The organism is Streptosporangium sp. NPDC050855 (genome assembly GCF_044456585.1).
Classification (GTDB): Bacteria; Actinomycetota; Actinomycetes; order Streptosporangiales; family Streptosporangiaceae; genus Streptosporangium; species Streptosporangium longisporum.
This window is the reverse complement of the sequence record NZ_JBITFY010000020.1, coordinates 1-18,171: the sequence shown is the minus strand read 5'-3', so window position 1 is coordinate 18,171 and position 18,171 is coordinate 1. Positions and strand designations below refer to the sequence as shown.

Below are 18,171 nucleotides of genomic sequence, written 5' to 3'. Positions count from 1 at the left end.
TGATTGTTGTGATTCGGATACAAGTGGGCGCCAAGTGAGAGCGGGTACTTCTTCTATCGACTCTGAGACGTCGAAGGAGAACGATGCCCCCCTCCCTGGCCGCTCCCATAGCGCCGATCGCCGCCCACGAACTGCTGGTCTTCCTGCTCCAGGTCGGGATCCTGCTCATGCTGGCGGTGTCCCTCGGACGCCTCGCCGCCCGGTTCGGCATGCCCGCCGTCGTCGGGGAACTGTCCGTCGGCGTGATCCTCGGCCCCTCGCTCCTCGCCTGGGCCGCGCCGGGCGTGCACGGCTGGCTGTTCCCGGCCGTCCCCGAGCAGTACCACCTGCTCGACGCCGTCGGTCAGATCGGCGTGCTGCTGCTGGTCGGCCTGACCGGCATGCACATGGACATGGGGCTGGTCCGCCGCCGCGGCGGCACGGCCGCCGGCGTCAGCATCGGCGGCCTCGTCATCCCGCTGGCGCTGGGCATCGGCGCCGGCTTCGTGCTCCCGAAGGCACTGATCCCCGAAGGCACCGACGTCACGGTCTTCGCCCTGTTCATGGGTGTGGCGATGTGCGTCAGCGCGATCCCGGTCATCGCCAAGACCCTGATGGACATGAACCTGCTGCACCGCAACATCGGCCAGCTCACGCTGACCGCCGGAATGATCGACGACGCCTTCGGCTGGTTCATGCTGTCGATCGTGAGCGCGATGGCGGTCAACGCGGTCTCCACCGCCACGGTGCTGACCTCGTTCGCCTACCTGGTCGCCATCATCGTCTTCGCGCTCACCCTCGGCCGCCCGCTGGTCAGGCACACCCTGCGGCTCGCCGCCCGGTCCGACGAGCCCGGTCCCACCGTCGCCGCCGCGGCCGTCCTCGTCATCCTCGCCGGGGCCGGAACCCACGCCCTGGGCCTCGAGGCGGTCTTCGGCGCGTTCATCTGCGGCATCCTGATCACCACCGCGGGCAAGGTCGACCCGACCAGACTCGCCCCGCTGCGCACGGTCGTGCTCTCGGGGTTCGCGCCCATCTTCTTCGCCACCGCGGGGCTGCGGATGGACCTGACCGCGCTGGCCAGGCCCGAGGTGCTGCTCGCCGGTCTGGTCATCCTGGCCATCGCGATCATCGGCAAGTTCCTGGGCGCCTACGCCGGGGCGCGGCTGAGCAGGCTCAACCGGTGGGAGGCGCTCGCGCTGGGCGCCGGGCTCAACGCCCGCGGCGTGATCGAGGTCGTGGTCGCCATGGTCGGCCTGCGGCTGGGGATCCTCAGCGTGGAGGCGTACACCATCGTGATCCTCGTGGCGATCGTGACGTCCCTGATGGCGCCGCCGATCCTGCGGCTCGCCATGGCCAAGGTGGAGCAGACCTCCGAGGAGAAGATCCGCGAGGCCGAGCACCAGGCGTGGACCCGGCAGCCGGTGGGCGGTTCCGAACCGATCGTGTGACCCGCCACGAGGCGTGGTCCCCGACGGCGGGCCGGGTCCTCCCGGCCCGCCGCGTCCCCGGAACCCCGCCCCCGTGCGCGGCGGGGGCCCTACTCTTGCGCGGGCACCGGCCCGTCCTCGGCCACCGGCGGGTAGGTCTGCGCCCACCAGGCGTTCCAGCGGGACTCCAGGTCGGCGAACGCCGCCTCGTCGAGGCCGTACGCGGTGAGCACCATCATGACGGTGCCGTCCGGATGGGCGGGCGAGGACGGGTTCTGGCCGGCGACCAGCAGCCCGTCCCCCCAGCCCTCGACGGTGAGCCCGACCTGGTTGGCCGAGCGGAACCTGACCTGTCCGCGGAGCGGCTCGCCGGTGGGGCCGGTCACCTCGTACGGGCGCCCGGGGGGCAGATCGGCCGTCGCCGCGAGCCCGGCCGCCTCCAGCAGCGGCGTGGTCGCGGCTCCGGAGAGGAAGACCGTGCGCCGGTCGGCGCCGGGGTGGCGCTCCAGGGCGAACGCCAGCTGGTTGACGAAGGTGATCCAGCCCTCGGTGATGTCGTCGTAGTAGGCGTCCCACTCCGGATCGCCGCCGCGCGGGGCGCGGGTCAGCCGCAGGCGCGTCCGGTCGCCCAGGTCGGTCAGCTCGAAGACGTCGTCGCCCTGGATCTCCAGCCGGTGGTCCTCGGCAGACTCGACGGCCCCCTTGCGGTAGATGACGTCGATCTCCTCGTCGAGACCGTCGAAGTGCCAGCCGTGCCAGCGCCGGATCAGGGCGGGGTCGCGCAGGGCGTCCCAGACCTCGCCGACGGGCGCGGCGATGGTGACGTCGACGACGAACGGTTCATCGGTCATTCGGATACCTCCGGGTGTGGGTTCGGCGGGGCGTCGGCCCCGGGAAGAGGGCCGGTCGCCCGCTCCCTGCGGGCCGGGGCGGGGTGGCCACCGGCGACGAGGCGGTAGGGCCGCCCGCCGGGGGTGTCGAAGCGTTCCGCGACCCGGGCGAGGGCGTCGGCGAGCGCTTCGGTGAAGTCGTGCACGTCGCCGGGCTCGGCGAAGCGCACCTGCGCCTCCAGGGTGAACGTCAGCAGCCGGACGCCCTGCCGGTCGGCGGCGTCGGCCATCCGGGTGACGTCGCGCACGGTGTCGGCGGCCGCCTCGACGAGGTGCTCGGCGGCGTACCGGTCGGCGACGCGGCGGAACTCCGCGTCGGTCTCGGCGGCCACCTCGGCCTCGACCGCCACCGCGTCCGCCCCGGTCGTGCCGGTCGGTCCGGTCGTGCCGGTCGGTCCGGTCGTGTCGCCGGGCTCCGCGGCCCCGGTGGTCTCCTCGGGGGAGGTGAGCACGCCGGGATCGACGAGGAACGCCTTGGCGGTCACGCGCATGACGCGCTCGACGAAGCCGCGCCGCGGGCGCTCCTCCACCAGCTCGATCAGCCCGGCCTCCTCCAGCACCTTGAGGTGGTAGCCGACCCGCTGCCGCGGCAGGCCGAGGTCGGCGGCGAGGCGGACCGCCGAGGCGGGCTCGCGCAGGCGGCCGAGGAGACGCCGGCGGATCGGGGTGAGCGCCAGACGCAGGCGGTCGGGCTCGTCCATGAGCGTCATCTCGGTCGCGGCCATGCTGCATCAAAGCATTGGACAAATTAATCTGTCAAATGACGGTGCGGGTGGCGTCCCGCACCGTCCGTCACTCCCTGGGGCCCGAACGAGGACGCCGGTGCCGCCGTCCGGCCGGGCGGGTCCCCGTCCGGCCGGGCGTCAGCCCTTCGGTGACGCAGGCTTCCCCGCGCGCTCCGGCTCTCCCGCGTGCTCGGGCACCGGCGCGTGCTCGGGCACCGGCGCGTGCTCGGGCACCGGCGCGTCGAGGATCACGGTAAGAAGAGTCATACCGCTAAATTATTACAGAGCATTGAACTATTCACCATAGTGAAGTAATTGGAGTGAGATGGACGGCGCCGAACTGGGCTGGGAGCTGAGCACCGCGGTGGTGATCTTCCACGAGGCGGTCGCGCGGCGGCTGGGGCTCAGCGCGATCGATCACAAGGCCCTGGGGGTCGTCACCAGGAAGGGCCCGCTGCCCGCCGGGGCGCTCGCCGCCGAGCTCGGGTTCGGTGCCAGCGCGATCACCGCCCTGGTCGACCGCCTGGAGCGGGCCGGGTACGTGCGGCGCGTCCCCGACCCGGCCGACCGGCGGCGGGTGCTGGTCACCGCCACCTCCGGGCGCACCCCCGACCTCGGCGCCATCTTCGCCGGGCTCGGCCGCGAGATGGGCGCCTTCATGGCCGAGTACGACGAGCGCGAGCTGGCCCTGATCCACGACTACGTGACCAGGACCATCGCGGTCCTGAAGGACCAGACCGCCCGCCTGTCCTCGGCCGAGGACTCGTGACGTCCCCCGAGGGGTCCGGGGAAACGTCCCCGGCGCGCGACGAGGAGGGCGGACGACGACGCGAGGCCGCGCGGCACGCCCCGGGACCGGACCCCGGCCCGCCGGGGGCCACGCCCGGTCCGTCCGGCCGGCACGCGGCGCGCGTCGCCGCCTGGCTGCGGGCGCGTCCCGCCCGCGCGGGCGGCACCCGCGTCCTGGCCGTCGAGGGACGGTCGGGATCGGGCAAGTCCACCCTCGCCACCGCCGTGGCCGCCGGGCTGGGCGCGCCCGTCGTGCGGATGGACGACCTCTACCCCGGCTGGGACGGCCTGCTGGGCGGGGTGGACGCGCTGGTCCGGTGGGTCCTGCGGCCGTTGGGCCTGGACGGGCGCGCGCGGTGGAGGCGCTACGACTGGACGGCGGGCGGCTACGCCGAATGGCACGAGGTACCGGACACCGGGGTCCTCGTCATCGACGGCACCGGCTCCGGAGCCCTGGCCGCCGCGCCGTACCTGAGCGGCCTGGTGTGGCTGGAGGCACCCGACGAGGTGCGCAGGACCCGCGCGCTGGAGCGGGACGGCGACCTCTACGCCCCGCACTGGGAGCGCTGGGCGGCCCAGGAGGAGAGGTTCCACGCCCGCGACGACGTCCGGAGCCGCGCGGACCTGACGATCGCCACCGGCTGAGCCGCCGCATCCCCTGCCCCCCGGGCGCGCGGCGGGTGGCCGCACGGACCTGGCGATCCCGCCCGCTGGACCGCCCCTCCCGCCCGGGCGTGCGGCGGTCAGCCGCGCGGGACGGCGGCGATGGCCTCGACCTCGACGAGGAGTCCGGGGGCGGCGAGGGCGGCGACCACGATCAGCGAGTGCGCGGGCCAGTCGCCCTCCGGGAACCAGCGGGCGAACACCTCACCCTGTGCGGCCCGCGAGCCCGCCAGGTGCTCCGTACCGGAGAGCATGGTGAACAGCTTGACCAGGTGCTCGGGCCCGGCTCCGGCGGAGCGCAGCAGGCTCTCGATGTTGGCGAAGACCTGCCGGGTCTGGGACTCGGCGTCCGTCCCCGCCAGGGTGCCGTCCTCCATGACGCCGACCTGGCCGGACATGACCAGCAGCTCGTGACCGGCGGGCACGGACGCCAGGTGGCTGTACCGGCCGAGCGGCGCGGCCGGGCCGTCGGGGTTCCAGCGGCGGATCATCGGTTCTCCTCGTCGTCTGTCGGCGCGTCACGGCGCGTGCCGCGGGGGCACGGCCGACGTCCCGGGCGGTCTCCGGGACGGCGGCCGTCCCCTGCCCGAATGGCGACACAACCCTAGACCTCGCCCGGCGAAGGCAGGTCCGCGGGCGTCCCGACGGTCACGGGCCTTCCCTGGACCCGTGTCCACGTCCTCGCCGGACGCGTGGATCTCACCTGGTGAGGATCCTCCACGAGACCACCGCGGACGACGTGGAGTACGTCTTCGGCGACTCCGTCGGCACGCTGGAGCAGGACGGCGACGGGGTGAACGTCACCTTCGAGCGGGGCGGAGCCCGCCGCTTCGACCTGGTGATCGGCGCCGACGGCCTGCGCTCCCTCACCCGTTCCCTGACCATCGGCGAGGAGGGGCGTTTCCTGCACCACCTGGGCCACTACGTCGCCGCCGCGGACGTGAGCAAGGACATGGGCGTGGACGGTGAGGTGGTGCTGCGGGACCCTCCGGCGGCCGGAAGGGGACGTACCGGCTCCGACCAGGTCGGATTAGCCGCGCGCCGGTGCGGGGAGGCCTCAGATGACGCCGGACGGGGGACGCGGAGCCGGAGGAGCCCCGGACTCGCACCGGCGTCACCGTTCTCGGCAGGAGAAATCCCATGACTGGACGCGTATCGGCTCCCGGCGACCTCGGCCGCCGGATCGCCAGGCGGCGCGAGGACCTCGGCCTGACCCGGGAGGAACTGGCCCTGCGGGCCGGGATCGACCCCGGGTACCTCGCCTACCTGGAGGAGACCGTGGCCTCGCCGAACCCCGGGACCGTGAACCGGGTGGCCACCGCCCTGGACACCCGGCCGGAGGAACTGCTCGGCGGGAACACCGGCCCGCCGTCGGGGTACGACGTGTCGCCCGGGTCCGGCCTGTCGTCGGGGCACGGGCCGCCGTCGGTGCCCGGCCGCTCGTCCTGGGACGACAGGTCGTCCGGGGAGGAGCGGCCGTCCGGGAATGACAGGTCGTCCGGAGGCGATCGGCCCCCCGGGGACGAGCGGCCGTCCGGCAGTGACCGGCCCTCCGGGGGCGACCGGCCGTCCTGGTACGGGCGGCCGTCCTCCGCGGCACGGTCGCAGCGGCTCGACCGGGACGAGTGCCTGCGGCTCATCACCCCCGGCGGGGTGGGACGGATCGCCTTCGAGGGCGTCGGCGGACCGGTGATCCAGCCGGTCGACTACGCCCTGCACGGCGATTCGGTGATCTTCCGTACGGCCTGCGGCGGCCCGCTGGAGGAGACCCCGCACCTCGACGTCGAGGGCGTCGAGGGCGTCGAGGGCGTCGAGGGCGTCGAGGGCGTCGAGACCAAGGTCGCCTTCGAGGTGGACCGGATCGACGACGCCGGCCGCGAGGGCTGGAGCGTGATGGTGCGCGGCGGGATCGACCAGGTCTCCTCCGAGGAGGACCGGGCGGCCCTGGCGGCGCTGGGCGTACGGCCCTGGACGGACGGCGAGGAGGAGCCGTACCTGCGGATCTCCGCGAACGAGGTCACCGGCCGGCGCATCCGGCGCGGCCCGTGACGGCCGCGCGGCACAGCAGGGCGGCCAGCGCCCGGGTGACGCCCGCCGAGCCGGTACGGCGCTCGACGGCGGCGAACATGGGCGAGGGGTTGCACTCCAGCACCGCGAACGTGCCGTCGTCCCTCCGGCGCACGTCGACGCCGGTGAAGGTCAGCCCGCACGCCCTGGCCGCGCGCAGGCAGGCGTCGCGCTCCTGCTCGCTCGGCGGCTCCGGGAGCACGGCCCGCTCGGCCCCCCGGAAGTCCAGCTCCTCGGAGACGATCTCGTACGAGGCGGCCACCTCGCCGTCCACCACGTACACGCGCAGGTTGCGGCCGGGCACCTCCTCCTGGAAGAGCACCGGCGCGGTGGCCAGCAGCCGCAGCCGTTCGGGGCGCAGGTCGTCGGGGGTGATCCGGCGGCACAGGGCGCCCCCGGCGAGCGGTTTGTAGACGACCGGCCCCGCGGTGGCGCGCGCGAAGCCGGCGACGGCGTCGGGATCGTTGGTGGCGAGCGTGCGGGGCACCGGCACCGCGGCCTCGCGCAGCCTCCGGAGCTGGTCGAGCTTGAGGAAGTGCTGGCCCAGCGTCTCGGGAGGGTTGACGAGCACCGCGCCGCCGTGCCGCAGCGCGGTGACGAAACCGAACGTGAACGAGCGGCGCTCACGCCCCCCGGCGTACGCCGAGCGCTGCTCGCGCTCCCGTTCCTCCGGCGTGACCCCGCCCCGATCTCCCCGGGCGTCGTCCCGGGCGTCCTGGCCGGGCCGCCCGCCCTGCCCCGGCCAGGGGGCGAAGGGCAGCGGGAGCGGCATGGAGCGCAGGTACCAGGCGCGGACGGCGGTGACGTCCACCCCCGGGGCCGAGGGCGTCCCGTCGAGCAGCGAGAGCCTCGACCGTGCCGGAAACCCCGACAGGTCGAGGACGACGGGCTCGGCGCCACGCTCCCGCAGGGCGGCGGTCACGTTCGCCACCTGCGGGTCGCCCGGCGGGCCGATGATCCCCCAGCGGGTCATGTCGGGCCCCTACGCGCCGGCGCGACCCCAGCCGTGGTCGTCGCCCTCCTCGCCGAGCGCGTAGGTGGTGGGGCCGTCGTCCCCCTCCTCGCCGATGGCCAGCGTGGTCGGGTCGTCTCCGCCCTCCGCGTAGGTGTACGTCAGCGCGGCCCCGGACCTCCGGCGGGTCTCACCCGCCAGGCTGCCGGGAAGGTCGGTGATGAAGTGCGCGAGCTCTGCCATGGTCTCAGCCTCCGGTCGGTCCCGTCAGGACGTCGTCACTGCGGGTAACCATATACGCGCGGGGCGTTCGTGTCGCCGCGCGAGACCGGTCCCCGGCCGGTGCCGCGCCGGCCGGGGACGGATCCTCCCGTTCCTCCCTCGGGACGTCCGGAAGGGTGGCTCAGGGGCGGTGCACCTCGAACGAGGAGAGCTGCGCGGCGGGCCAGCCGGTGTTGCCGGTGACGGTCACCCGCACGTACCTGACGGCCGCCGCCGGGAACGTGACGGTCACGGTGTTGCCGGTGGCCGGGTCGAAGACGTGGCCCCGTGAGCCCGCCAGGGTGGTGAACGACGTGCCGTCGGCGGAGCCGAGCACCGACAGGGTCTGGGTGCGCCTGGACCAGGCGGCGGCCGGCGGCACCCTCAGCACCACGCGCCCGGCCTGGGCCTGCGCGCACAGGTCGACGGTGACGGACTGCGGGAAGGCGTGGTTGACGCTCTCCCAGTAGGTGGACGCGTCACCGTCGACGGCGTTGGCGGCCACGTAGTTCTGCGTGACGCCGCTCGCCACGACCGGCCTTCCCCTGGCCATGTCGCCGGTGTTCGGGGAGCAGCCGGCCGGGGGCCCGGTCGTCGCGGTCACCGTGCCGGAGGGCGGCGAGGTGTTCCGCGCGGCGTCCCTGGCGACGACGTAGAAGGAGTAGGCGGTGGACGGGGTGAGGCCGGTGACGGTCAACGACGTGCCGGTGGTGCTCCCCACCAGCGGGTCGACGGCGCCGGCCTCGCGGTGGACGTCGTAGCCGGTCACCCCGACGTCGTCGGTGGAGGCGGTCCAGCCCACGGTCACGCTGGTGGACGAGGCCGGGACGGCCCGCGCGGCACCCGGCGCCGTGGGGGGACGCGTGTCGCCCTGGCCACCGGCCCTGCGGGTCTCGAACTCCGTCGCCCAGTACTTCGTCCTGTCCAGGTACGCGGTCTCCGCGGCGGCCCCGGTCCTGCCGTAGGCGCCCTCGTAGGTCTGGTAGCCGAACCCGGCCGGCGGGGTGGAGTCGGCCGGTTCGATGGAGCTGCCCTCGTGCCACTCGTTGAACGAGGTGACCGAGACCCAGGTGGGCAGGCCGCCCTTGGCCGGGTCCAGGGCGTTGGACCACTCCAGGTCGTAGGTGGCGCCGTTCGCGCGGCCGAGGGTCGGGGTGGTGTTGCCGGGCACCGCGCGGTCGTCGATGTAGCCGGGGGCCACGGAGGGCGCCCAAATCAGGTTGTTGCGCCTGGCGTACGCGCTCGCGTCGGCCCAGCCGGGCGCGGTGGTGCCGGCGATCCCGTCGTAGGTGTACATGCCGGAGAAGTGCGCGATCTTCGAGGTGTCGGTGGTCTGGGCGAGCACGATGTTGTTCGCGGTGACCTGGTCGAGCGCCGACCAGTCGGTGATGCGCAGGCTCTCGAAGACGTAGAACGCGGCCCGGCCGCCGTGCTCGGCCGAGCGGTAGAAGGCGGGGTGGGAGCCGTAGCGGTCGTTGATGTAGCGGATGTCCGCCACGGTGGAGGCCGCGGTGCGCCCGCCGTAGGGCTCCAGGTGCCAGGCGACCTTGATGCCGTGGCGCGCGGCCGCGTCCAGCACGCCCTGGGCGATGCGGTCCTCGGGACCGCCGACGCCCCACCAGCTGTAGACGATGACGCCGACCCCGGCCTGCTTGATCCACTGCATGTGCCGGGTGACGGCTCCGGCGTGGTCTGCGGAGTCGTAGGCGCCCAGGGTGGGGTAGAGGTCGGCGCCGATGTCGTCCGGCGGGGTGTGGCCGCCCTGCTCCCAGTGCCGCCAGCCCCCGCTCACCTGGGGGTTGCCGTACCAGGGGTAGTAGAACAGGTGGACGTTGGAGGACTGTTCCGGGACGGCCGCGCCGCGGGCCGCCGGTGGCGCCTGGGCGCCGGTCCAGCACAGGGCGGCCAGCAGGATCGCCAGCACGGTCATGGCGCGGCCGCCGAGGCGGTGCGGGCGGGTGGGGGATCGGTCGGATGTCGTCATCGGCTGACCCTTCGTCACGCCGGGCCGGATCGCCGCGGGACGCGCCGTCACCGCGATCCGGCCTGATGGGGGGTGGGGGTGCCGCCGGTCACCTGGAGATCAACGGGCGGCGCTGCTGACACCATAAGATGACGAGCAGATGTCTGCAATGTTTCTACTTATTTTTGCAAAATACATATTCATTTCTCGCGACGGGGACGCGGCGGATCGGGTGCCGGACCGGCCGGGCCCTGGCACCGGAGGGGTAGGGGGCGATCCGCCCTGTGGTTTTCCGCAGGGGGAAGGGAGGGATCTCGCAATGGTCCGGGCCCGGGGGCGCTCCCTACGGTCGGACGATGCCCGAACTCGACATCACCGGCGGCCCGGTGTTCCAGCGTCTCGCCGCCGGTCTCTCGGCGGCCTGCGTCCTCGCCCTGGCGGCCGTCCCGCCCGCCGCCGCCCTCTCCTCGTCCCCGTCCTCGTCCCCGTCCTCGTCCCCGTCCTCGTCCCCGTCCTCGTCCTCGTCTGCGCCCTGGTCCCCGTCCGGCTCCCGGACCTGGACTCCCCCGGCGGTTCCGGGCGGACCGGCCTCCCCGGGCGCGGAAGCCCTCCTCTCGACATCAAGGACCGCGGCCGGGGCCGGGCGCGAGATCGACCCCGCGGCCGTCGACCGGTTCGTGAGCGCCTACCGCGAGGCCACCGGCCTGCCCGGGGTCGCGGTCGCCGTCACCCGGGGCGCGAAGGTCGTGCACGTCGCCGGTTACGGCCGCACCGCCTCCGGCGAGCCGGTCACCGAACGGACGCCGATGGCCGTCGCCTCGCTCAGCAAGTCCTTCACCTCGCTCGCGGTCATGCAGCTCGTGGAGGAGGGGAGGGTCAGGCTCGACGCGCCGGTGCGCGAGGCGCTCCCGGAGTTCACGATGGCCGACCCCCGGGCGGCGCGCATCACCGTCCGGCAGCTGCTGGACCAGACGTCGGGGATGGCCACGTCGGTCTTCCGCGAGAGGAGCCTGCCCCAGCCGCGTTCCCTGCGCGAGGCGGTCGCGCGCCTGCGCGGGGCACGGCTGGCCGCCGACCCCGGCACGCGGTGGAGCTACCACAACACCAACTTCCAGGTCGCGGCGAGGCTGGTGGAGGTGGTGGCCGGGGTGCCCTTCGCCGGACGCCTGCGGACCCACGTGTTCGGCCCGCTCGGCATGCGCGACAGCCGCACGATCGACACCGAACGGGACCTGCCGCCGACCGCGCGCGGGCACCTGCACCTGCTCGGCGTCCCGATCGCCCTCGCCGAACCGCACGGGTTCGGCAACGGCTCGGGCGGAGTGATCAGCAGCGCGGCCGACATGGCGCGGTGGATGATCATGCAGGCCGGCCAGGGCACCGGCCCCGGCGGTGTGCGCGTCGTCTCCGCCGAGGGCGTGGCCGAGATGCGCACCCCGTCCCGGATCAAGCGCTCGTACGCGCTGGGCTGGGCGCTCGGCACGACCGAGGGCGGCGCGCCGGTCGTGGAGCACGACGGCGACCTGTCCACCGCCACGGCCCGGCAGACGCTGCTGCTCCGCTCCGGCCACGGCATCGTGGTGATGGCCAACACCGGAACCGCCTACGACGACAGCGGTGCGATCGCCGACGCGCTGGTCGCCATGGCCGAGGGGAGGAAGCCCGGACCGCCGCCCTCCCCCTCACCGTTCCTGCTCGTCGACGCCGCGTTCGCGCTCGCCGCCGTGCTGACGCTCGCGCTCGCCGGACGGGGTCTGGTCCGCTCGCGCCGCTGGGCGGCACGGCACGCCGGGCGCCCGGGGTGGCGGACGGCGGCCCGGCTGCTGCCGTACGCGGCGCCGGGGGTGCTCTGCCTGACGATCACCGATGTGTTCCGGGTGCTGTCCCGAGGGGGCGACGCCACCTGGGCGCACGTGGCCTACCTCTACCTCTCGTTCGTGATCTGGCTCCTCCTGGCCGCCGTGGCCTGCGCGCTGCTGCTCCTGGCCCGCCTGCGGCACCTGGTCCCGGCCGGCGCGGGTCAGGCGCCGAGGTAGCGCAGCACGGCCAGCACGCGCCGGCTGTAGCCGGGGACGTGGACGAGCCCGAGCTTGTCGAAGATCGCGTTGACGTGTTTCTCCACCGCGCTCTGCGAGACGTGCAGGCGCTCGGCGATCGCGGCGTTGACGAGGCCCTGGGCCAGGTGCTCCAGCACCTGGGTCTCCCGCGGGGTGAGCCTGCCGAGCGGGTCGGCGCGCGTGGTGCGGGCCAGCAGCCGCCTGACCACCTCCGGATCGAACACCGTCCCGCCCGCGCCGACCCGCTCCAGCGACTCCAGGAACTCCCCCACCTCGGTGACCCGGTCCTTGAGCAGGTACCCCAGCCCTTCGGGTGCCCCGGTGAGCAGCCGGGAGGCGTAGGTCGTCTCGACGTACTGCGAGAGCACGAGCACGCCGACGTCCGGCAGGCGCTCCCGGATCGTCAGCGAGGCCCGCAGCCCCTCACCGGCCTGGCCCGGCGGCATGCGCACGTCCACGATCGCCACGTCGGGACGGTGCTCGTCCACGGCCTCCAGCAGCGCCGCCGCGTCGCCCACCGCCGCCACGACCGCGTGGCCGGCCTCCTCCAGCAGGCGGACCAGTCCCTCCCGGAACAGCACGGAATCGTCGGCGAGGACCAGTCGCATGGGGGCTCCGGAGGTGGGTGCGGGTGCCGGCGGGGGAACCCGTCGGGCGGACACGAGGGGACACGAGGGGACACGGACCGGAAGAGGCCGGACGGGACCCGGCCGGGACGACGGGGGGTTCACCGGGGGGCATCGGTCCCCCGGGGCGGTGCCGCGGGCCCGCCGAGGGGCAGGACGGCCGTGATCCTGGTCGGGCCGCCCGGGGGGCTGTGCACCGCGAACGTGCCGTCCAGGGCCAGCACCCGACGCTCCAGCCCGGACAGGCCGCTCCCTGCGGGGTCCGCCCCGCCCCGGCCGTCGTCGGAGATCTCCACGGTGACGGCGTGCCCGTCCTCGTCCAGGACCACCAGGACGCCCGTGGCGGCGGCGTGCTTGGCGGCGTTGGAGATGGCCTCGCGGACCACGAAGTAGACGGCGGTCTCGACCTCGGAGACGGGACGTTCGACGAGGTCGTAGCGGACGTTCACCGGCAGGCCCGCCTGTTCCGCCACCCCGGTGAGCGCGGCGCGCAGGCCCAGCTCGTCCAGGGCGGAGGGGTAGATCCGCCAGGCGACGCCGCGCAGCTCCTCCAGGAGGCGGCGCGACTCCGCGTGGGCCTGCTCCACCAGCCCGGCGACCACGGCCGGGTCACTCCCGTGCCGCGCGCGGCCCAGCAGCATGCCCAGGGCCACGCCCCGCTGCTGGACGCCGTCGTGCAGGTCGCGCTCGATGCGCCGCCGCTCGTCGTCGACGGCCCGCACGATGCCGCTGCGGGAGGAGGTCAGCTCCGCGATGCGGCGGCGCATCGCCTCCCGCTCCCCGGGACCGGCGAGGCAGGCGGCCAGCCGTCGCTCCGCGGTCACCGTCACCGCGCCCCACAGCGCGGCCGCTCCCAGCAGGACCAGCCCGTGGGCGGTGCCCAGCGGCCCGCTGTCGACCGTCAGGCGCACGCCGGGATACCGCAGCGGGACCGGGTACGAGGTGCCGGAGAGCAGCCCCTCGACACCACCGGCCAGGAACAGCAGGCCGACGAAGAGGCCGGTGAACGTCAGGTAGCTCGCGAGCGCGCCGAACGTCGCCCGCAGCGCGAGGTAGCGGTACCGGTTCCCGGCCGGGACCTCGCCGAGGTCGTGGTCGAACCACGCCGCCAGCCGGGCCCGTTCCAGCGCGACCAGCCGCTCCGCCCCGGCCGCCGCGAGGCGCCGGGCGGCCCGGCGGCCCGCGGGCCACGTCCCCGGGACCGCCAGCAGCACGCCCGCGACGCACAGGAAGCCGAGCTCGGCGACGCCCGTCATCCCGCCTGCGGCCAGTCCGACGAGTCGCCGTGCGGCCCGCGCGACCGGCGCCCCGGCCCGTCCGGACCGGCGCGCCGGTCGCGGCGGGGCGGTCGTCCTCGACGTCGTGGGCATGGTCGGCATGGTCGGCATGGTCGGCACCGGATGAATTGTATTGACCTCTCCCCGGCCGGCCACGACGACCGCGCGGGCACGGACACGGGCGCGGGCGGGCACGCCGTCCGGGCCGGTGCCGGGACGGATGACGCCGGCCGAAGCAGGTGATTAAAAGGGGAAAAACAGTCAAAAGCGCGAAAATGACCGAGGGGTGCCGCGATCGCGAATTGCGTTGACCGATTACTGGAGATTAGTCATATTTGCGCAATGACGAAACCACGTACGCTCGCCGGAGCGATGCTCGCAGCCGTTCTGCTGACCGGCTCCGTCGCCGCCCCCGCCACCGCCGCGTCCCAGGAGAGCGTCGCCGTCTCCTCGACCGAGGCCGCCGCGCGGCCGGGCAACGGAAAGATCCTCTACAACCGCATCAGCGGTGGCCTGGGCAGGCTGAAGATCAAGAACGGCAACAGCAGGGACGCCGTCGTCACGCTGGTCCGCGGCAGGTCCAAGGCGATCAGCGTCTACGTCCGCGCGCGGTCCACCGCCTCCGTCAGGGAGGTCAGGGACGGCACCTACACGATCTTCTTCACCTCCGGCTACCGGTTCAGCACCTCCCGGGGCAGGTTCGCCAGCGCTCCCTCTTACCAGCGCTTCACCCAGAAGCTGAGGTTCAGCACGACCGCGACCAGCTCGACCGTCTGGACCCTGACCATCAATCCCGTCAGGAACGGCAACGCCCGGACGACCGGCGTCAACCCCAGGGACTTCCCGGCCTGATCCGGCGGGTCCGGCGGATCCATTCCCCCTTCCCACGTCCCACCGACCACGGGCGGCGCCCGCGGCGTCTCGCAGGAGCCGCGGGCGGCTCCGACTCGTCGGCGGCGGAACGGAATAGCCCTGCCCTGGGCGGGAACACACATGTGCGGCGGAGGCTCTCCGGGGCGGCGAAGGCCACGACGGCGAGCCAGGCGCCGCAGCATCCCGTCGCGGGACGTACCTTGAACTGCACGGGTTGTTGTATCTGACCAGACCTGGGGAAGGTGTGAACGCCATGGAAGCCGCCACCGTGGAGGGCACCGTCGACGAAGAGGAACTCGTCCTGACGGACGACGACGAGGTGCCCGCCGCCCTGGAGTCGAGCGTCGGCGCCAGCACCGACCCGGTCAAGGACTACCTCAAGCAGATCGGCAGGATCCCGCTGCTCAACGCCGAGCAGGAGGTCGAGCTCGCCCGGCGGATCGAGGCCGGACTGTTCGCCACCGAGCGCCTCAACGAGGCCGACCGGCTCCAGCCCGACGTCCGCGCGGAGCTCGAATGGCTCGCCGAGGACGGCCACCGGGCCAAGAACCACCTGCTGGAGGCCAACCTCCGCCTGGTGGTCTCGCTGGCCAAGCGCCACACCGGCCGCGGCATGCTCTTCCTGGACCTGATCCAGGAGGGCAACCTGGGCCTGATCCGCGCGGTCGAGAAGTTCGACTACACCAAGGGCTTCAAGTTCTCCACGTACGCCACCTGGTGGATCAAGCAGGCGATCACCCGTGCGCTCGCCGACCAGGCGCGGACCATCCGCATCCCGGTCCACATGGTCGAAGTGATCAACAAGCTGGCCCGCGTGCACCGGCAGATGACCACCGACCTGGGCCGCGAGCCCACCCCCGAGGAGCTCGCGGTCGAGCTGGAGATGACCCCGGAGCGGGTCGTCGAGGTGCAGGGGTACGGGCGCGAGCCGATCTCCCTGCACAGCCCCCTGGGCACCGAGGGCGACAGCGAGTTCGGCGACCTCATCGAGGACTCCGAGGCGATCACCCCTGAGGACGCGGTGGCCGCCGCGCTGCTGCAGGAGCAGCTGCACACGATCCTGGAGGCCCTCTCCGAGCGTGAGGCCGGGGTGGTGGCGATGCGGTTCGGGCTCGGCGACGGCCGCCCCAAGACCCTGGAGGAGATCGGCCGCGCCTACGGGGTGACCCGCGAGCGCATCCGGCAGATCGAGTCCAAGACCATGACGAAGCTGCGCCACCCCTCCCGCTCCCGCGCGCTGCGCGACTACCTGACCTGATCCTTCCCGTCCTTCCCGCGAACCGGCCCGCCCCCGGGACACGTCCCGCCGGACGGCGCGAAAGTGATGCAACCGGACGGGCCGGGCGGCCCGAAACATCGGGCAAGGGCCGGAGGATCACACAGGGACGTGATCTTCCGGCCACCTGTCTCTCCCCGCCCCTCCGCACGCGATCAGACGCCCTGACGGTCCGCCCTCCCGTACGCGATCAGGCGCCCTGACGGTCCACCTGGCGGGCCAGCCGCTCCAGGCTGTCGCCGAGCGCCCGGTCGACGGCCTCGGCCGGCGGGGCGTGATCCTCGTCGAAGAACGACAGGTGGATCGTCACCTCGCTCTCGTTCTCCCCGCTGTCGGCCACCTGGAGCCATCCGGCGTAGCGGCCGTTGTCGCGGGTGCCCCACTCCATCCGGAGCTGGTCGCGTTCGGCCCGCAGCAGCGCGCGGGCGTCCGTTCCGGTGGAGTCCTCGTGCACGGTCACCGCGGGCGGCTGCTCCCCGGCGTGCACGTGCAGGTCGCGCGGGAGCCAGTCGTCGAGCCCGTCCAGGTCCTCCGCCCGGTCGAACACCACCCCCGGCGGCGCCGCGATCCTGCGGGAACGCTCGTATTCACTCATACCTACTCCTTCAGCGTGGAGACCCCCTGACCGCGTCCCGTGCGGGTCGTCGGCCGGTCGTCGTCCCCGGTCCGTTGATCGACGACTTACCCCTCACCGCCGGGTCCATCCACGAAATCCGAGGTCGAGCCGGGCCCGGCCGGGCACGCGGGCGGGACGGCGCGCCGGTCCGGCTTCGGAGGACGCGGGGCCGGGGAGGAACCCGGTGGCCTCCGGCGTCGTTGTGCCTGAAGGTGCGCCGAGATCGCGTGCGGAACGCCGGGCGCGCCGCGGCGTGTCCCGTTCCCGGCCCGGTGACCTCCGCGAACGTATCGAAACGGAATGAGACATGCACGTCCCTCAGGATTCCGACCCCACGGCGACACCCTCGCCGGCCCAGGACCCGTCCCCGCGGGCCTCCCACCCGCCCCAGGACCCGCGGGTCCCCGGCTCACCCCCCGGACCGGGGGTCCCCGGCCCGCCGTCGGTCCCACAGACACCGGGCCCTCCCTACGATCCGCGGACACCGGGCCCGCCACCGGGTCCGCCACCGGGTCCGCCATCAGGCCCGCCACCGGGTCCGCCCTTGGGCCCACCATCGGGCCCGCCGGTCCCCGGTCCTCCGTACGATCCACGGGTCCCCGGCGGGTACGGCCCGTCCGGGCAGTACCCCCCGCCCCCGAGGCCGGCCCCCTGGTTCGTGGCGGCCCCGTCCGGTACCCGCTACGACCGGCTGGCCCGTACCCCCCTGCACGCCTGGTGGCGGCCCGTGCTGGGCACGCTCGCGGGCCTGCTCGGCGTCATGCTGGTCATACTCGCCGTGGTCCTCGGCGGCACGCTGATCGCCGCGTTCACCGGTGCTGGGATCTCCGGGTCGGGCGAGCGGATGTTCGAGGACCCGGTCCTCGAACTGGGCGTCAACCTGTTCGCCATCGCCGCCACCCTGCCCGTCGTGTACGGGATCGCCGCGTGGATCCAGCGCCGGCCGCCCGGCACCCTGTCCTCGGTCGTCGGCCGCCTGCGGTGGCGGTGGATGGCCTGGTGCGCGGCGGTGGCCACCGCCTCGGTGGTGCTGGGCCAGGGCACGGTCGCCCTCACCTACCTGGTGACCGGCGAGGACCTGGGCGAGCTGTTCGGCTGGGTCGGCTGGGAGCGCTTCCTGCCCGCCCTGATCGTCACCGTGCTCCTGGTGCCGTTCCAGGCCGCCGCCGAGGAGTACGTCTTCCGGGGCTGGCTGCTCCAGGCGTTCGGCGCCTTCCTCGCCAACCCCTGGCCGGGCATCCTGCTGAGCGCCGCCGGTTTCACCGCGGTGCACGCCTACGTCGACTGGGGCATCCTCGACGTCTTCGCGTTCGGCGCCCTGATGGGCTGGCTGGCGGTGCGGACCGGCGGCCTGGAGGCCGCCATCGCGCTGCACGTGGCCAACAACGTGCTGGCGTTCGGGGTGAGCGGGGCCGACGGGTCCCTCGACGAGGCGCTGAAGCAGGGGTCGGTGCCCTGGCAGAGCCTGACGGGGACGGTGGTCCAGCTCGGCCTGTACGCGGTCGTGGTGGTGATCATGGCCAGGAGACGGAGGATCGAGACGCTCTCCCCCTGACGTCCCGGCCTCGGGGCCGTCGTCCCCTCGCGCCGGGGGGGGGGGGGGGGGGGGGGGGGGGGGGGGGGGGGGGGGGGGGGGGGGGGGGGGGGGGGGGGGGGGGGGGGGGGGGGGGGGGGGGGGGGGGGGGGGGGGGGGGCGGGGGGGGGGGGGGGGGGGGGGGGGGGGGTGG

General features: G+C 74.0%; 18 protein-coding genes and 1 pseudogene. 9 read left to right on the top strand and 10 right to left on the bottom strand.

Annotated features, from left to right (window positions below):
• Nucleotides 1-83: 83 nt before the first annotated feature.
• On the top strand, nt 84-1,430 hold the full coding sequence (locus ACIBCT_RS32005) for a cation:proton antiporter (protein ID WP_399194972.1): 1,347 nt from the start codon (nt 84-86) through the stop codon (nt 1,428-1,430).
• An 89-nt stretch (nt 1,431-1,519) separates the two neighbouring features.
• Here the strand turns inward: ACIBCT_RS32005 and ACIBCT_RS32000 are convergent, their stop codons facing one another.
• The 3 genes from ACIBCT_RS32000 to ACIBCT_RS31990 form a co-directional block, all read right to left on the bottom strand.
• The gene (locus ACIBCT_RS32000; protein ID WP_399194970.1) at nt 1,520-2,260 is read right to left on the bottom strand and encodes an SRPBCC domain-containing protein; all 741 of its coding nucleotides are present in this window, start codon (nt 2,258-2,260) and stop codon (nt 1,520-1,522) included.
• Nucleotides 2,257-3,024, bottom strand: coding sequence for a helix-turn-helix domain-containing protein (locus ACIBCT_RS31995; protein WP_399194968.1), 768 nt, complete (start codon nt 3,022-3,024; stop codon nt 2,257-2,259). Before ACIBCT_RS31995 ends, ACIBCT_RS32000 begins: the two co-directional genes overlap by 4 nt.
• 138 nt (nt 3,025-3,162) lie before the next feature.
• Nucleotides 3,163-3,291 (bottom strand): hypothetical protein, encoded by a 129-nt coding sequence (locus ACIBCT_RS31990; RefSeq protein WP_399194966.1) that lies wholly within the window; start codon nt 3,289-3,291, stop codon nt 3,163-3,165.
• Between the two features lie 58 nt (nt 3,292-3,349).
• Between ACIBCT_RS31990 and ACIBCT_RS31985 the strand changes: the two genes are divergently transcribed.
• Together ACIBCT_RS31985 and ACIBCT_RS31980 are read left to right on the top strand one after the other, a co-directional pair.
• Complete coding sequence (locus ACIBCT_RS31985; protein WP_399194964.1) at nt 3,350-3,793, top strand: MarR family winged helix-turn-helix transcriptional regulator; 444 nt, start codon at nt 3,350-3,352, stop codon at nt 3,791-3,793.
• Nucleotides 3,790-4,458: a hypothetical protein gene (locus tag ACIBCT_RS31980; RefSeq protein WP_399194962.1), complete on the top strand. Its 669-nt coding sequence runs from the start codon at nt 3,790-3,792 to the stop codon at nt 4,456-4,458. The genes ACIBCT_RS31985 and ACIBCT_RS31980 overlap by 4 nt, the downstream gene beginning before the upstream one ends.
• A gap of 98 nt (nt 4,459-4,556) precedes the next feature.
• Here the strand turns inward: ACIBCT_RS31980 and ACIBCT_RS31975 are convergent, their stop codons facing one another.
• Complete coding sequence (locus tag ACIBCT_RS31975) at nt 4,557-4,967, bottom strand: RidA family protein (RefSeq protein ID WP_399194960.1); 411 nt, start codon at nt 4,965-4,967, stop codon at nt 4,557-4,559.
• A gap of 215 nt (nt 4,968-5,182) precedes the next feature.
• Here ACIBCT_RS31975 and ACIBCT_RS31970 point away from each other — a divergent pair, with 215 nt between their 5' ends.
• Together ACIBCT_RS31970 and ACIBCT_RS31965 are read left to right on the top strand one after the other, a co-directional pair.
• A complete protein-coding gene (locus tag ACIBCT_RS31970; protein WP_399194958.1) occupies nt 5,183-5,620 on the top strand; it encodes a hypothetical protein in 438 nt (145 codons plus the stop codon).
• Nucleotides 5,617-6,525: a pyridoxamine 5'-phosphate oxidase family protein gene (locus ACIBCT_RS31965; protein WP_399194956.1), complete on the top strand. Its 909-nt coding sequence runs from the start codon at nt 5,617-5,619 to the stop codon at nt 6,523-6,525. Before ACIBCT_RS31970 ends, ACIBCT_RS31965 begins: the two co-directional genes overlap by 4 nt.
• On the opposite strand, the gene ACIBCT_RS31960 is transcribed toward ACIBCT_RS31965, so the two are convergent.
• The 3 genes from ACIBCT_RS31960 to ACIBCT_RS31950 form a co-directional block, all read right to left on the bottom strand.
• Nucleotides 6,494-7,516: a RimK family alpha-L-glutamate ligase gene (locus ACIBCT_RS31960; RefSeq protein WP_399194954.1), complete on the bottom strand. Its 1,023-nt coding sequence runs from the start codon at nt 7,514-7,516 to the stop codon at nt 6,494-6,496. The two genes, ACIBCT_RS31965 and ACIBCT_RS31960, sit on opposite strands and share 32 nt — an antisense overlap.
• A gap of 9 nt (nt 7,517-7,525) precedes the next feature.
• A complete protein-coding gene (locus ACIBCT_RS31955; RefSeq protein ID WP_399194952.1) occupies nt 7,526-7,738 on the bottom strand; it encodes a hypothetical protein in 213 nt (70 codons plus the stop codon).
• A gap of 160 nt (nt 7,739-7,898) precedes the next feature.
• Nucleotides 7,899-9,740: a discoidin domain-containing protein gene (locus ACIBCT_RS31950; RefSeq protein WP_399194950.1), complete on the bottom strand. Its 1,842-nt coding sequence runs from the start codon at nt 9,738-9,740 to the stop codon at nt 7,899-7,901.
• Nucleotides 9,741-10,075: 335 nt separating this feature from the next.
• Here ACIBCT_RS31950 and ACIBCT_RS31945 point away from each other — a divergent pair, with 335 nt between their 5' ends.
• Nucleotides 10,076-11,755 (top strand): serine hydrolase domain-containing protein, encoded by a 1,680-nt coding sequence (locus ACIBCT_RS31945; RefSeq protein WP_399194948.1) that lies wholly within the window; start codon nt 10,076-10,078, stop codon nt 11,753-11,755.
• Here the strand turns inward: ACIBCT_RS31945 and ACIBCT_RS31940 are convergent.
• Both ACIBCT_RS31940 and ACIBCT_RS31935 read right to left on the bottom strand, forming a co-directional pair.
• A complete protein-coding gene (locus ACIBCT_RS31940) occupies nt 11,740-12,384 on the bottom strand; it encodes a response regulator transcription factor (RefSeq protein ID WP_399194946.1) in 645 nt (214 codons plus the stop codon). The two genes, ACIBCT_RS31945 and ACIBCT_RS31940, sit on opposite strands and share 16 nt — an antisense overlap.
• A gap of 119 nt (nt 12,385-12,503) precedes the next feature.
• Nucleotides 12,504-13,790, bottom strand: a complete 1,287-nt coding sequence (locus tag ACIBCT_RS31935; RefSeq protein WP_399195231.1) for a sensor histidine kinase — start codon at nt 13,788-13,790, stop codon at nt 12,504-12,506.
• 231 nt (nt 13,791-14,021) lie between these two features.
• Between ACIBCT_RS31935 and ACIBCT_RS31930 the strand changes: the two genes are divergently transcribed.
• Together ACIBCT_RS31930 and ACIBCT_RS31925 are read left to right on the top strand one after the other, a co-directional pair.
• Nucleotides 14,022-14,531, top strand: coding sequence for a hypothetical protein (locus ACIBCT_RS31930; protein WP_399194944.1), 510 nt, complete (start codon nt 14,022-14,024; stop codon nt 14,529-14,531).
• Between the two features lie 310 nt (nt 14,532-14,841).
• A pseudogene (locus ACIBCT_RS31925) lies at nt 14,842-15,810 on the top strand (RNA polymerase sigma factor); the annotation flags it as partial.
• Nucleotides 15,811-16,018: 208 nt separating this feature from the next.
• On the opposite strand, the gene ACIBCT_RS31920 reads toward ACIBCT_RS31925, so the two are convergent.
• Entirely contained in the window at nt 16,019-16,423 is a 405-nt protein-coding gene (locus ACIBCT_RS31920; protein ID WP_399194942.1) for an SRPBCC family protein, read from the bottom strand.
• A 679-nt stretch (nt 16,424-17,102) separates the two neighbouring features.
• Between ACIBCT_RS31920 and ACIBCT_RS31915 the strand changes: the two genes are divergently transcribed.
• Nucleotides 17,103-17,999, top strand: a complete 897-nt coding sequence (locus ACIBCT_RS31915; RefSeq protein ID WP_399194940.1) for a lysostaphin resistance A-like protein — start codon at nt 17,103-17,105, stop codon at nt 17,997-17,999.
• Nucleotides 18,000-18,171 lie beyond the last annotated feature (172 nt).